20 protein-coding genes and 1 tRNA gene are annotated in these 12,995 nt (G+C 66.7%); 17 read left to right on the top strand and 4 right to left on the bottom strand.

Features of this window, described 5'->3' with window-relative positions; genetic code table 11:
* The 15 genes from KF708C_RS36500 to KF708C_RS23155 form a co-directional block, all read left to right on the top strand.
* The coding region (locus KF708C_RS36500) for a hypothetical protein (protein WP_197090414.1) at nucleotides 1–211 on the top strand (211 nt) is incomplete at its 5' end.
* A complete protein-coding gene (locus KF708C_RS23205; protein ID WP_063923054.1) occupies nucleotides 208–1,512 on the top strand; it encodes a DUF2800 domain-containing protein in 1,305 nt (434 codons plus the stop codon). The genes KF708C_RS36500 and KF708C_RS23205, both read left to right, overlap by 4 nt.
* Complete coding sequence (locus tag KF708C_RS23200; RefSeq protein WP_059413411.1) at nucleotides 1,509–1,700, top strand: hypothetical protein; 192 nt, start codon at nucleotides 1,509–1,511, stop codon at nucleotides 1,698–1,700. Before KF708C_RS23205 ends, KF708C_RS23200 begins: the two co-directional genes overlap by 4 nt.
* A complete protein-coding gene (locus KF708C_RS35850; RefSeq protein WP_156173920.1) occupies nucleotides 1,690–1,878 on the top strand; it encodes a hypothetical protein in 189 nt (62 codons plus the stop codon). The genes KF708C_RS23200 and KF708C_RS35850 overlap by 11 nt, the downstream gene beginning before the upstream one ends.
* A 4-nt stretch (nucleotides 1,879–1,882) precedes the next feature.
* On the top strand, nucleotides 1,883–2,443 hold the full coding sequence (locus tag KF708C_RS23195; protein ID WP_059413410.1) for an ssDNA-binding protein: 561 nt from the start codon (nucleotides 1,883–1,885) through the stop codon (nucleotides 2,441–2,443).
* Between the two features lie 45 nt (nucleotides 2,444–2,488).
* Nucleotides 2,489–2,558, top strand: a tRNA-OTHER gene (locus tag KF708C_RS23190).
* Between the two features lie 172 nt (nucleotides 2,559–2,730).
* Nucleotides 2,731–3,099: a hypothetical protein gene (locus KF708C_RS23185; protein WP_059413409.1), complete on the top strand. Its 369-nt coding sequence runs from the start codon at nucleotides 2,731–2,733 to the stop codon at nucleotides 3,097–3,099.
* A 17-nt stretch (nucleotides 3,100–3,116) separates the two neighbouring features.
* Nucleotides 3,117–5,246: a DNA polymerase gene (locus tag KF708C_RS23180; protein WP_059413408.1), complete on the top strand. Its 2,130-nt coding sequence runs from the start codon at nucleotides 3,117–3,119 to the stop codon at nucleotides 5,244–5,246.
* A gap of 3 nt (nucleotides 5,247–5,249) precedes the next feature.
* Nucleotides 5,250–5,528 carry a VRR-NUC domain-containing protein gene (locus tag KF708C_RS23175; protein WP_059413407.1) on the top strand — a complete coding sequence of 93 codons (279 nt, stop codon included), beginning with the start codon at nucleotides 5,250–5,252 and terminating at the stop codon, nucleotides 5,526–5,528.
* A complete protein-coding gene (locus KF708C_RS35845) occupies nucleotides 5,525–5,701 on the top strand; it encodes a hypothetical protein (RefSeq protein ID WP_156173919.1) in 177 nt (58 codons plus the stop codon). Before KF708C_RS23175 ends, KF708C_RS35845 begins: the two co-directional genes overlap by 4 nt.
* Nucleotides 5,698–7,137: a DEAD/DEAH box helicase gene (locus KF708C_RS23170; protein ID WP_059413406.1), complete on the top strand. Its 1,440-nt coding sequence runs from the start codon at nucleotides 5,698–5,700 to the stop codon at nucleotides 7,135–7,137. Before KF708C_RS35845 ends, KF708C_RS23170 begins: the two co-directional genes overlap by 4 nt.
* Nucleotides 7,134–7,943, top strand: a complete 810-nt coding sequence (locus tag KF708C_RS23165) for a hypothetical protein (protein ID WP_059413405.1) — start codon at nucleotides 7,134–7,136, stop codon at nucleotides 7,941–7,943. The genes KF708C_RS23170 and KF708C_RS23165 overlap by 4 nt, the downstream gene beginning before the upstream one ends.
* A complete protein-coding gene (locus KF708C_RS34795; protein WP_231586559.1) occupies nucleotides 7,940–8,200 on the top strand; it encodes a hypothetical protein in 261 nt (86 codons plus the stop codon). The genes KF708C_RS23165 and KF708C_RS34795 overlap by 4 nt, the downstream gene beginning before the upstream one ends.
* A gap of 14 nt (nucleotides 8,201–8,214) precedes the next feature.
* Nucleotides 8,215–8,412 carry a hypothetical protein gene (locus KF708C_RS23160; protein WP_082079716.1) on the top strand — a complete coding sequence of 66 codons (198 nt, stop codon included), beginning with the start codon at nucleotides 8,215–8,217 and terminating at the stop codon, nucleotides 8,410–8,412.
* Nucleotides 8,409–8,669 carry a pyocin activator PrtN family protein gene (locus KF708C_RS23155; RefSeq protein WP_059413403.1) on the top strand — a complete coding sequence of 87 codons (261 nt, stop codon included), beginning with the start codon at nucleotides 8,409–8,411 and terminating at the stop codon, nucleotides 8,667–8,669. The genes KF708C_RS23160 and KF708C_RS23155 overlap by 4 nt, the downstream gene beginning before the upstream one ends.
* A 267-nt stretch (nucleotides 8,670–8,936) precedes the next feature.
* On the opposite strand, the gene KF708C_RS23150 is transcribed toward KF708C_RS23155, so the two are convergent.
* The 3 genes from KF708C_RS23150 to KF708C_RS23140 form a co-directional block, all read right to left on the bottom strand.
* Entirely contained in the window at nucleotides 8,937–9,161 is a 225-nt protein-coding gene (locus KF708C_RS23150) for a hypothetical protein (protein ID WP_059413402.1), read from the bottom strand.
* A gap of 64 nt (nucleotides 9,162–9,225) precedes the next feature.
* Entirely contained in the window at nucleotides 9,226–9,447 is a 222-nt protein-coding gene (locus tag KF708C_RS23145; RefSeq protein ID WP_020206115.1) for a hypothetical protein, read from the bottom strand.
* 18 nt (nucleotides 9,448–9,465) lie between these two features.
* Nucleotides 9,466–9,951, bottom strand: coding sequence for a lecithin retinol acyltransferase family protein (locus tag KF708C_RS23140; protein WP_059413401.1), 486 nt, complete (start codon nucleotides 9,949–9,951; stop codon nucleotides 9,466–9,468).
* A gap of 527 nt (nucleotides 9,952–10,478) precedes the next feature.
* On the opposite strand from KF708C_RS23140, the gene KF708C_RS23135 reads away from it, so the two are divergent.
* Both KF708C_RS23135 and KF708C_RS23130 read left to right on the top strand, forming a co-directional pair.
* Entirely contained in the window at nucleotides 10,479–10,766 is a 288-nt protein-coding gene (locus KF708C_RS23135) for a hypothetical protein (protein WP_020206117.1), read from the top strand.
* A 91-nt stretch (nucleotides 10,767–10,857) separates the two neighbouring features.
* Nucleotides 10,858–11,628, top strand: a complete 771-nt coding sequence (locus KF708C_RS23130; protein ID WP_020206118.1) for a PP2C family protein-serine/threonine phosphatase — start codon at nucleotides 10,858–10,860, stop codon at nucleotides 11,626–11,628.
* Nucleotides 11,629–11,648: 20 nt separating this feature from the next.
* Here the strand turns inward: KF708C_RS23130 and KF708C_RS23125 are convergent, their stop codons facing one another.
* A complete protein-coding gene (locus KF708C_RS23125; protein WP_059413426.1) occupies nucleotides 11,649–12,965 on the bottom strand; it encodes a sigma-54 interaction domain-containing protein in 1,317 nt (438 codons plus the stop codon).
* Between the last annotated feature and the right edge of the window lie 30 nt (nucleotides 12,966–12,995).

Genomic DNA, 12,995 nt, shown 5'->3' with positions numbered 1-12,995 from the left:
GGGCTACGGCGCCGTAGCGGCGAGCATTGGCCAGAACGGTCTCGCGAAAGCCGGCCCTGACGGCGCAGTTGTCATCGCCTGGTGGGATTCCACCGCAAAGCGTCCGCGGGTCGCTGTCGGGTACGTGGGCGAGGACGGCATCGAAGCCAACACGTGGTATCGCGCCGACGACAAGGGAACCCTGGTCGTTGTGCCGGAGGACGAGGTATGACCGAGCCTTCCCATGCCCGCCTGTCGCCCTCTGGCGCCGATCGTTGGTCCGTCTGCCCCGGTTCGGTGATCCTTGAAGCCGGCGAGCCCGACAACAGCAACGAGCACAGCGATTGGGGTACGGCTGCGCATGCCGTGTCCGCAATGTGCCTGATCGAGAAGAACGATGCTGTGGTCTACCTTGGCCGGCGCATCGACGTCGGCGACTGCCGCACGGTCGAATGCGATCGCGAGATGGTCGAAGCGGTCCAGCAGTATGTCGACTATGTCCGCCAGGTCGCCGACGGTGCCGAGCTGCTGGTTGAACAGCGCTTCGATATCAGCCACGTGGTGCCCGAGTGCTTCGGCACTTCGGATGCTGTCGTGATCCGTCCCGACGAACTGCACATCATTGATGCGAAGTTCGGGCGCGGCGTGCCGGTCTACGCCAGCTATGCGGTAGATCCGGCCGCCCCCGGCAGCCCGCGCAAGCCCAACAAACAGATGGCGCTTTACGCGCTCGGCGCGCTGCGCGAGCTCGAACTGGTGAACGAGTTCAAGCGCGTGCGCATGACGATCCACCAGCCGCGTTTGAACAGCGTGGACGAGTGGGATTGCTCGGTCGCGGATCTGCTCGAGACCGCCGAAGAACTCCGCATGGCCGCCGCGCGCGCGTATCGCTACGTCGACAGCACCACGCCGCTCGTGGAAAGCGACCTGGCGCCGGGCGACAAGCAATGCAAGTTCTGCAAGGCCAAGGCCACGTGCCCGGCGCTCGCTCGGCGCGTGCAGGACGAGGTGGGCAGCGACTTCGAGAATCTGGCCACGTTCGCCCAGTCGGATGAGCAGAAAGTCATGACGCTCAAGGCGCTGACCCCGAAGACTGGCGAGACGCTGGGAAAAGCCATGCGCGCCATCGATCTGATCGAGTCCTGGTGCAAGGCCGTGCGCGGCGGCGTCGAGGTCGAGCTGTTGAACGGCCGCGAGGTGCCTGGCTACAAGCTCGTGCGGGGCCGCAAGGGTGCGCGAGCCTGGACCAGCGAAGCCGAAGTCGAAACCGCGCTCAAGGCCATGCGGCTCAAGGTGGATGAGATGTACAGCTTCAAGCTGATCACGCCGCCGGCGGCCGAGAAGCTCGTCAAGGCCGGCCGTCTTGGTGATCGCCAGTGGAAGAAGCTGCAGCCGATGATCGGGCAAGCCGAAGGCGGCAAGTCGGTGGCCCCAGCCAGCGATCCGCGTCCCGCCATCGTCGCAACGCCACCCGAGGACGACTTCGCCAATGTGGCCAACAGCCCGGCACCGGCCAGTGAGGATTTCGCATGAAAACGATCCTCCCCAGCATCGTGTTGGTCGCCTACTGCGTCTTCTGGTTCGCCATCGCCCTGGCAGCCGGCACCCACGACGGCTCCCCGTGGTGGATGCCGTTCGCGATCCTGATACTGGTTGCGTTGCCGGGCGCGGTCGGTATCGCTCTGGGCCACGCGCTCGCGGAGCACGACGATGAAACGTAGCCAGCCAATCCCGCAGCGCGCTGTCGCGCTGTCGACCCTGCTCCCGGCCGAAGCGAGCGCGATGCTCGCGGCCGCCGCGACGATCTATCCCAACGATCCGTTCGCCCGCCAGAAGGCGGTCGATGCTGCGATCAAGCGTGTGAAAACGCAGTACCCCACCTATTTCCGCCAGGAGTAACGCCATGAAAGTCATTCTCAAAGACGTGCGCATTGCCTTCATCGAAGCGCTGTGGACCCCCAAGCAGTACCAGGGCGCTGGCCCGTTCCGCCGCAGCGCGACGTTCCTCGTCGTGCCGGGCAGCGAGAACGACAAGCTGATCGAGGCCGCGATCGAGAAGGTGGCGGCCGAGAAGTTCGGCAAGAAGGCCGCGTCGGTGCTGGCCGGCGTGCGCGGCAACAGCAACAAGTGCTGCTACATGGACGGCGACACCAAGGCCGACTACGACGGCTTCCAGGGCATGAAGTACCTCGCCAGCCACCGCAAGGATGCCGACGGCCCCGTGCTGGTGCTGGACACCAACAAGGCACCCCTGGCCGAAGGCGTCGGACGCCCCTACGCCGGCTGCTACGTCAATGCGAGCGTGGACATCTACGCCCAGGACGGCACGAACACCGGCGTGCGCAGCGGCCTGATCGGTGTGCAGTTCTTCCGCGACGGTGACAGCTTCGGTGGCGCGAGCCGGTCGGACGGCAGCGAGTTCGATGACCTCGGCGCCGGCGCGCAGGTGGAGGACTTCGCCTGACAAGACAACCCCGTTTGCCTGGCCCACGGGCCAGGCCTTTTTGATGTGGGTGTAGCTCAGCGGCAGAGCACGTGAGTCACGCATGTCGTGGGTTCGAACCCCACCGCCCACACCAAAAAGCGGGAACGTCCGTCCTCCCAAGTCGCGAATGGCCGCGCGACAAAACGGCCGGGATCGCTACCGCTCGGTGCCCGATACACGCCTCACATCGAGCGCATGCGCAAACCGCGGGACGTTGGCAACTAGACACGCGGCAATCCCGGCAAAGGCCTTTCACCTGGACCATCATGCCCTTCAAGTACCCCGACCTCTGCCACCGCATCGTCGCCAACACCGTGATGGCGGTCGATTCCTTCTACGACGGCACGCCCTGCTGGCTGTGGCTTGGCAAGCGCAATGCCTCCGGCTACCCCGTCATCTCGCTGCGCTGGCAGCGCGGCCCGCGCAAGGGAAAGGTGCGCAGCGCGCTCGCACACCGCGTCTCGCTGGTTGCGTTCAAGCGGCGCCGCCTCTCGGCTCGGTCGGTTGCAAAGCACCTCTGCAACAACCCGGTTTGCGTGAACCCCGACCATCTGGCTGGCGGCACGCAACGCTCGAATATCCGCCAGTGCGTGGCCGAAGGGCGCCACTACACCCCCTTTCGGGAGGCCGCGTGACTCGATTCTGGTGGGATATGGAAACGTACTCCCCGGTCCCCATCAAGCACGGTACGCACGCCTACGCCGAGCAGGCCGAGGTGATGCTGTTCGCCTATGCGCTCGAGGACGGCGACGTGTTCGTGTGGGATCGCACGGCGGATCAGGTGTGGCGGCTGGCCGGGGATGACGTTGTGCTGGTCGAGACGCTGGCAGCCGGCGCCGCGCCGCTGGCCGTGCTCGAGGCTGCGGACGAAACAGGCGTGCACTGGTGGGGCCACAACACGGGCATGTTCGACTGGGTAGTGGCCTCGCACGCCCTGCCGTGGCTCGCGCGCATGGTGCCGCAGGAACGCCGCCGCGACACGATGGTACAGGCGTACTGCCATTCCCTGCCCGGCTCGCTTGGCGCCTTGTGCGAGGTGATGACAGTGGACGCGGCTGACGCCAAGGACAAGCGCGGCCGCGACCTCATCAACCTGTTCTGCAAGCCGCCGGCCAAGAACCTGAAGCGCGGCCGCGCCACGCGGCACTCGCACCCGGTCGAGTGGCGCGAGTTCATTCTCTACGCCGGCAAGGACATCACGTCGATGCGCGCGGCGTCCAAGAAGATGCCCATGTGGAACTACACGGGCGACGAATTGGCGCTGTGGCATCTGGACCAGACCATCAACATGCGCGGCGTGGCGATGGATCTTGACCTGGCCGAAGCTGCTGTGGCGGCCGTGGACCGCGCCCAGGTGGACCTGGCCAACCGCACGCAGCAACTGACCGACGGTGAAGTCGAATCGGCCCGCAAGCGCGACAAGCTGCTGGCCTACCTGCTGGCCGAGTTCGGGGTTGAACTGCCCGATATGCAGAAGTCGACGCTCGAGCGGCGCGTCGACGACCAGAACCTGCCGTGGGCGCTACGCGAGCTGCTGGCTATCCGCCTGCAGGCCAGCACCACCAGCACCAGCAAGTACAAGACGCTGCTGCGCGGCGCCAGCAGCGACGGGCGGCTGCGCGGCACGCTGCAGTTCTGCGGCGCCGCGCGCACCGGGCGCTGGGCCGGCCGGCTGTTCCAGCCGCAGAACCTGCCGCGGCCGGCCATCGGCTCGCTGCGCGACGAGGCGCTGCAGGAAGCGATCGACCAAGGCATCGACGCGCTCAAGCTGGGCGTGGCCGATCTGATCGCGGACAACGTGATGGAGCTGACCAGCGCGGCTATCCGGGGGTGCATCGTGGCGCCGCCCGGCAAGAAACTGGTGGTGGCCGACCTCTCGAACATCGAGGGCCGCATGCTGGCTTGGCTGGCCGGCGAAAACTGGAAGCTGCAGGCGTTCCGTGACTATGACGTCGGTACCGGCCACGACCTCTATGTGCTGGCCTACGCCAAAGCGTTCGGTGTGAAGCCCGAGGACGTCGACAAGTTCATGCGCCAGATCGGCAAGGTGATGGAGCTGGCGCTCGGCTACGAGGGCGGCGTCGGCGCGTTCCTGACGTTCGCCGCGGCCTACAACATCGACCTCGAGGATATGGCCGAGAAGGCGTTCGACTCGATCCCGGCCGATATTCTGGACGAAGCCCGAGGCATGTACGAGTGGACGCTCAGGAAACGCCGCAGCACCTTCGGCCTATCCGAGCGTGCCTGGCTGGTGTGCGAGTCGTTCAAGCGCAGCTGGCGCTACGCCCACGCCGAGACGGCGGCCTTCTGGAAGGAGCTTGGGCAGGCCGTGGTCGAGGCAACCCAATACCCGGGCAAGACCTTCACCTGCCGCAGGCTCAAGCTGCGCCGCGATGGCGCCTGGCTGCGCATCCGCCTGCCGTCCGGCCGCTTCCTGTGCTATCCAGCCCCGCAGGTCGATGACCGCGGGCAGTTCTCGTACATGGGCGTGAACCAGTACAGCCGGCAGTGGAGCCGGATCAAGTCCTATGGCGGCAAACTCGCCGAGAACGTGACCCAGGCCGCCGCGCGCGATGTGCTGGGTTCGAGCATGCCGACCATCGAACGGTCGGGGTACGACATCGTGCTGACCGTCCACGACGAGGACATCACGGAAGCCCCGGACTCGCCCGAGTTCAATGCCGACCATCTGGCGCAGCTCATGAGCACGAACCCATCGTGGGCCGCCGGCCTGCCGCTGGCCGCTGCCGGCTTCGAAGCGAACCGGTATCGCAAGGAGTAACGCATGCTCGAATCGAAGATCGAGACCCACCTCGTCAAGCGCGTGAAAGAACTGGGCGGCGCCGCCTACAAGTTCACCAGCCCCCAGCGCCGCGCGGTGCCTGACCGGCTGGTGCTCCTGCCCGGCGGTCGCGTCATGTTCGTGGAATGCAAGGCCACCGGCCAGAAGCCCACGGACGCACAGGTGCGCGAGCACGCACGCTTGCGGGCGCTGGGCTTTCCGGTGCTGGTTCTCGACAGCATCGCCGGCGTGGAAGCATTCATCGGAGGTATCCAGCCATGACCCCCACACAAGCCGCGGCCCGCCAGGCGGACCATGAAAACCTGATCAGCGAACTCGTGGCGGTGGTCGAGCGCTACGTCATGGCCGATGACATGTACGGCGAAAGTGCGCCCGCCACGACTTTGTACCGCGACGCCAAGGCTGTACTTGCGAAGGCCAAAGACAAAGCATGAGCCGGCTTTCCTTTACCCCCCGCCCCTACGGCAAGCTGATCCAGGACCATATCCTGGACACGCCGCGCTGCGGTGTGTGGGCCGGCATGGGCATGGGCAAGACCGTATCCACGCTCAACGCGCTGGACATCCTGGAACTGGTCGAGCCTGGCCCCACCCTGGTCTGCGCGCCGCTGCGCGTGGCGCAATCCACCTGGCCGGACGAGGCTAGGAAGTGGGCACACCTGCACAACGTCGAGGTGGTACCCATCGTCGGCGACGCCAAGGCGCGCACCCGGGCGCTAGCCCGCGCCTACATGCCGTCGGCCAGCATCTTCACCATCAATTATGAAAACCTGCCCTGGCTTGAGGACACGCTCAAGCGCGAGCGCATGCCCTGGCCGTTCCGCCGGATCGTCAGCGATGAGTCGACGAAGCTCAAGGGCTGGCGCGGCAGCCAGCAAACGAACGCCAACGGCACCGAGTTCGTCCGGGGCGCCGGCGCGCAGCGCTCGCGCTCCCTCGCGCGGGTGGCGTTCACACATGCCCAGCGTTTCATCGAGCTGACTGGCACCCCGTCGCCCAACGGCCTGCAGGACCTGTGGGGCCAAGCCTGGTTCCTCGACCAGGGCGCGCGGCTGGGGCGCACCTTCAAGGCCTTCTCCCAGCGCTGGTTTCGCGCCAAGCATCAGGGCTTCGGTACGGAGCCATACGACCATGCTCAGGCCGAGATCGAAGACCGCATGCGCGACCTGTGCATGTCCTTGAACGCTGCCGACTGGTTCGACCTGCGCGAGCCGATCAAGAACCTGATCCGCGTGGACCTGCCAGCCAAGGCGCGCGCGCTGTACCAGGACATGGAACGCAAGATGTTCATGCAGATCGACGGTCACGAGATCGAGGCTTTCAACGCCGCGGCCAAGACCATGAAGTGCCTGCAGCTCGCCAACGGCGCGGCCTACGTGGACGAGAACGCCGAGCAGTGGGCCGAGGTGCACGACGTGAAGCTGCAGGCGCTGGAATCGGTCATCGAAGAAGCAGCCGGCATGCCGGTGCTGGTGGCCTACCACTTCCGATCGGACCTCTCGCGCCTGCAGAAAGCGTTCCCCCAGGGACGCCACCTGGACAAGGACCCGCAGACGATCCGCGACTGGAATGCCGGCCGGATACCAGTGCTGTTCGCCCACCCGGCCAGCGCCGGCCACGGCCTGAGCCTGCAGGATGGCGGCAACATCCTCGTGTTCTTCTCCCTGAACTGGAACCTGGAAGAGCACCTGCAAATCATTGAACGCATCGGCCCCACGCGCCAGATGCAAGCCGGCCACGACCGGCCGGTCTTCATCCATTACCTGGTCGCGCGCGACACCATCGACGAATTGGTGCTGGCGCGCATTGAGACGAAACGCGAGGTGCAGGACCTGCTTCTCGAAGCCATGAAACGAAAGGGGTACCGATGAAAAATGACGAACAGGACCGCGGCTCAATAGACGACGCCACCCCCGAGGAATGGAATCGGGCCAGTGCGGTTGTGCGCGCGGAGACATTTCCCGTACGCCGCGACGTATCGACTTTGAAGCCCGGAGAAATTATCCACACGACGAATTGGGGCGTGGCTGAGTTCCGGCGTTGGGATAGCTACAGGGGGCAGCGCACAGCAGAGATTCGCAGCATTGATTACGGCGGAACCTACAACCCGTTCCCCAAACAATTGCAGGAAGCACACGATGCATGGCTTGCCGCCGCCTTTGCGCCGAGCGCATTGCCTGCGCTGCCCGAGCGCGATACCAGCAAGCCAGCCGAGCAGCAGGGCCTTTTCCGAAAGTTCGACGTGCGCCGTATGGACGGCAGCGACGCGACAGGCGGCAAGCACCACGGATGCGAATACTTTGTGCTTGACCTGGACCACGATGCGTATGCAGGTGCCGCGCTGGCGGCCTATGCCACAGCCTGCGAGGCGACGCACCCTGATCTTGCGCGCGACCTTCGCGCGAAATGGTGCGTGCCTCTGCAACCGAGCGCCAAGGCGCTGACGGATGAGCACTACGAGGAAGTCAAGACGACGCTGGATGGTGCACATCGCATCATGGAGACCCTGTCAGCCATTGAGCGGCGCGTTGGCCCCGTCGGATCACATGCGCGTGGCTATACGCACAAGATCACAAATGCTTTGAAGCATCTAGAACTGATGCGCGCCGCATGCCGCATCCGCGCCCTGGCCGCAGAGCAGCACAGCGAGGACAAGCACCATGTAGGAACGGCATGATGGGCTATCTCAATCCACTATTGCGCCTTCCAGCGGCGCGCAATCTCCTACGCCTGCCCCCGGAACAGCGCAAAGCGATGGTCCTAGTCCTGCGCCAACTTCGTGACCAGGCGAATACCGAGGCGGAGCAAGCCTGGCGACGGCGAAAGGGACCGATGGCGGCCTACTGGCGAGCTGTCTCAACCTACGCCCGCCACCTCGCCCACGCATTGGAGCAAACCGACATCGACGCTGCAATCGCCAAGGGAGAGGAATGATGGCCACGAGACCAATGCGCTTCGGCCTCCATCGGCGTCCCGCTCTCGCCAGGATCTACGCGGTTCTGGTGATGATCATTTTGCCGGTGCTGTTTCCATTCCTGTTCGCCATCGCATATGCGCCGGACGTGGCCAGGACATTCATCGATGACATTTCGCGCAATTACCGCGATGCGTGGAGAGTTGCCTTCGGAAAGGGAGAGAGCAGATGACTACGATCTTCCTCCTGCTCGCTCAGTACGGCGCCACAGCCGTCATTCCTATCGACGTGGTGGCCCGAGACTACTTTCCCCACCTGAGCCCGGAGAAACTACTGCGCAAGATCGGCCGGGGCGAGATTCGTCTGCCAGTGGTCCGAATCGAAGGCTCGAACAAGAGCGCAAAGGGTGTGCATGTGGAAGATCTGGCGGCCTACATCGACGAGCGCCGAGCCGCTGCGAAGAAGGAATGCGAGCAACTGAACGGCTGATTGAAATGCTACAACAGTGCTACGCGGGGGTGGTTTGCCTCCCCGCTTCTCCCTTTCCAGTCTCGTTTGTACCGTTTTCAGTCCGTCCAGTCCATCATCGGGGCGACGGAAATACGGCGGGAATTTGGATTCATCGTGCTACGGCGTCAAACGACCGCGCATCGCGCGGCCAGCCAGGAAGAAAGGAAGGCCAAGAGTATACGGCAGCGCGCGCCGGCGCGCTGCCGCGGCCGGCATCCGCCTGACGATGCCGCGCCGACCCCCGGCCTAGTTCACCCGCCCCGCGTCGATGGTCTGCATGGCCGACGCTTCGGCCAGCGCCAGCGCCGCCTCCGCGGTGGGCGCGATGCCGGCGTCCTCCTCGAAGGAAACCTGCGGGGCATCGCCGCCGAATGCGTCGGCGATCACTACCGTGGCCGAGAAGCCGCCGCCGGCGCACGCCACCGCGCGGGCCAGCACGGCGTAACCGCCATATTCGAATGTGCGCTCCATCGCTCCCTCCCTCCGCCGGGCATGACGCCATCATAAATGGAACCGCACCGGCCGGGGCGGGCCGTCAAGCCGCATTCAGCGACGGCGGGAACACGCACCAGCCGCAGTCGCCATGCCGGAAGAAGAACATCGAGAGCTGGCCGGACGGGCCCGCCACCTCCACCCGCACGCAGCCGCCCTGCCCGGCGCGCGCGCCACGCACGCGCGTGATGCGCGCCGGCGCGGCCAGCCGCGCGCCGAGCCACTTGTCGATCAGTCCGCGCAGGGATACCCGGGTCGTTTGCATGTCAGTCTCCTGGCAGGTTCAGGCGATGCGGGCGCCGAAGTGGGCGCCGCGCCATTCGGTTTCGATCAGCGTCCTGAGCAGGACCACGACCGTGTGCACCGCCACGGCCGGATGGTGCAGGCACGCTTCGACCTGCTCGCTGCGGGCTTGGCCCAGCAGGCACCACGAGCAGAAGTGCTCGCAGTTGTTGGTGAGCAGGCGGTAGTCGTCTTCGCCGAGGCGGGAGCGGGCGCGCGCGACGGCTTCGCGGCCGACGTAGCGGGCGCAGGGGTTGGCCTTGACGCTGACCGCGTGGCCGGCGGCGAAGTGTTCGAGGCTCACTTCTTCCACCGGGCCGCGATGCAGCGAGCCGGCGAACCCGGCGTAGTGGACCACCTTGCCCTCGCCGATGTAGATGCCGTGATGGGCGTAGCCGCGGCGTTCGGTGACGAGGTGCGCGCCGAGCGGATAGTCGGCTTCGGCGGCTTCGGCGGCTTCGTCGTGGCGTTGGTCTTGGTGGTTCATGGCGGCCTCGGATCTGTTTGCTTGCTGCAGGCATTGCCTGCTGGTTGCAGCCATATCCGCATCAACCGTGCCATCGGCCACCGGCCCAGGTGCCATCAGGGAAAGCGGGAAAAACGGCGGGACCGGCGCCACAAGAATGTCGTGGGCAGCCCAACATCCCGGCGCGCTTTGTGTTGGCCGCGCGCCGTCATTGCGCGCACCCGGCGGCAAGCGGACGCGCCGCGCCGACGCGAATCCGAAGCACACCGAAACCGCCATTGCGCGAACGCGCGGCGCGGCACGGAAACAGACGGGCCGCAGCCACCAGTTCCGGCGCCCATGTTGGCGCACCGCCAACTCGCCAGCGCGCGCGGCCACGCGCCGCATCGGCCCACGCCGGGCCGCAGGCCGCGCCGGCTGGCGGTTCCGGGCTGGCGCGGCGCACGCGCCGGATGCCGGCGCCGCACTGGCATGCGCCTTGCTGATGGAAGGGGGACGGCATCATGGCCATCGCGCAACCATCCCGCAACCACCACCGGAGACCGATCATGGCATCGCTCGCCATCCACGACCTCTACAACGACCGCACGCTCGACGGACGCGCCATGTCGGCCATCCGCGGCGGCGGCGCGCCCTGGGTATTCGGCTGGATCCAGCCCTACCAGCCGGCCAGGCCGAGCCTCGGCCCCGTCGTCAACTTTTACGAGATCAACAACAGCTTCTATGCTGATCAGATGGTGAATCAGTTCCAGAACATCGACGTTCGCAATTCGGCACCGGGCGCGAACATCAATGTGCAGGCGGGACAAGGCGCGCGCAACGACGGGCACATCTGAGCCCGCCCGGAGCGCGACGCGCGGCCGCGCCCGCGTCCATGCGACCGGGCCGCGCGGCGCGCGCCGGCCGGCCCGCGCAACGGAGACGATCGTGACCTGTGCATCGCAATTCCGCTGGACTTCAGCCGCGCGCACCGACGTCGGCCTGGTGCGCGAGCGCAACGAAGATGCCTGCCTGTCCCGGCCCGAGCGCGGGCTCTGGGTCGTGGCCGACGGCATGGGCGGCCACGCGGTGGGCGACTATGCCAGCAACCTGGTGGTGGAAACGCTGGACCGGCTGGGCGAGCCGCGCAGCCTGGAAGGCCTGCTCGACGATGCGCGCGCGGCACTGCTGGAAGTCAACCGCGCGCTGCTGGCCGAGGCCACGCGCCGGCAGGTGCGGCGCATCGGCAGCACCGTGGTGGTGTTGATGGCCTGCGAGCGTTTCTGCGGCTGTCTGTGGGCCGGCGACAGCCGCATCTACCTGTACCGCGACGCGCACCTGACCCAGTTGACGCGCGACCACAGCCGCGTGGAGGAGCTCAAGGCGCGCGGCCTGATCACGGCGGAGGAAGCGCTCCACCATCCGGCGCACAACACCATCACGCGCGCGGTGGGCGCGAATGCCTCGCTGGAACTGGAGCAGACCTGGATGGAGGCGGCCGACGGCGACATGTTCCTGCTGTGCAGCGACGGCATCAGCAACGAGCTGCGCGATCCGGAGATCGCCGGCTTCCTGGCCTGCGGCGACTGCGAACTGGCCGCGCAGGCCCTGGTGACGGCGGCGCTGGAGCGCGGCGGCCACGACAATATCTCCGCCGTGGTGGCGCGCGCCGAAGACCTCTACGCCAACGACAAGACAATGGTGAATCCCGCGCTCTAGGCGCGGGGCCGGCCATTCCCCTAGCCCGCCTTGCCACCCTGCGCGGCCTGGTGGCGGAAATCCTTCGAATGGATGCCGTGCTTCTTGAGCAGCATCTGCAGGTGCGAGCGGTTCATGTCGAAGCGCCTGGCCAGCTCCGCCACGGTGCCGCCCACTTCGTGCAGGCCGCGTTCGAGGAAGGCGCGCTCGGCCTCGTCGCTGGCGGCGCGCTTGGCTTCGCTGAGCGAGGTCGCGGTGGTCGCGTCCACGCCGCCGGCCGCCGCCACCCCGCCCGCCACCAGCGCGGGGCCGGCCGCCCGCGGCCGGATGTCCTGCGGCAGGTGCTCGAGGTCGGCGGTGTCGCCGGCCAGGCACGAGACCCGGTACATCAGGTTGCGCAGCTCGCGGATATTGCCCGGGTAGGCGTAGTTCATGAGGAAATCGCGCAGGCGCGGCGTCAGCTTGACCGGGCGGCGCTTGAGCGAGCCGGCCGCCTCGTCGCCGAAGAACGCCACCAGCAGCGCGATCTCGTCGCGGCGCTCGCGCAGCGGCGGCAGCGTGACGTGGATCACGCTGAGGCGGTAGAACAGGTCTTCGCGGAACTTGCCCTCCTCGCTCAGGCGCCGCAGGTCGCGGTTGGTCGCCGCCACGATGCGCGTGTCCACCGAGATGGTCTCGTCCGAGCCGACCCGCTGGATCTCGTGCGCCTCCAGCACGCGCAGCAGCTTGACCTGCCCGGTGAGCGGCAGCTCGCCGATCTCGTCGAGGAAAATGGTGCCGGTGTGCGCGCTCTCGAACTTGCCGCGCCGGTCGCTGGCCGCGCCGGTGAAGGCGCCCTTCTTGTGGCCGAACAGCTCGGACTCGATCAGGTTCTCGGGAATCGCCCCGCAGTTCACCGAGATGAACGGCTTGTCGGTGCGCGAGCCGTTGGCATGGATCACCTTGGCCATGAGCTCCTTGCCGGTGCCGCTCTCGCCGTCGATCAGCACCGGCAGGTGCGTCGGCGCGGCCTTCTCGGCGATCTCCAGCGCCTCCAGCAGCTTGGGGTTGTCGCCGAACGTGCCCTCGAAGATGAAGCTGCGCTCCAGCAGCGCCTGGCGGCGCTCGCGCGGGCCCAGGTCGGCCGCCGGCTCGGGCTCGGCCGGCTCGGCCACCGCGGCCTGCACGAAGCGCTCCTTGTGCGACAGCTGCATCACCTCGTCGCGCAGCGTGGTGGCCTGCTTGAGCAGCTTCTCGATGTCGGCGCGCTCGAGCCTGGAGGCCCAGCGCAGCGTGGAGCGCAGGATCTCGATCTTCTCGATCAGCCCGGCGTAGGACAGGGTGCTGCCGACCGCGCCGCCCTGGTTGAACAACTTCATCTCGCCCTCCCCTTGCGCGCCGACGCTCAA

It is taken from the genome of Cupriavidus basilensis, assembly GCF_000876015.1.
GTDB lineage: Bacteria > Pseudomonadota > Gammaproteobacteria > Burkholderiales > Burkholderiaceae > Cupriavidus > Cupriavidus basilensis_B.
Note: the sequence above shows the minus strand (reverse complement) of the source record. Positions and strands in the feature narration are given on the sequence as shown.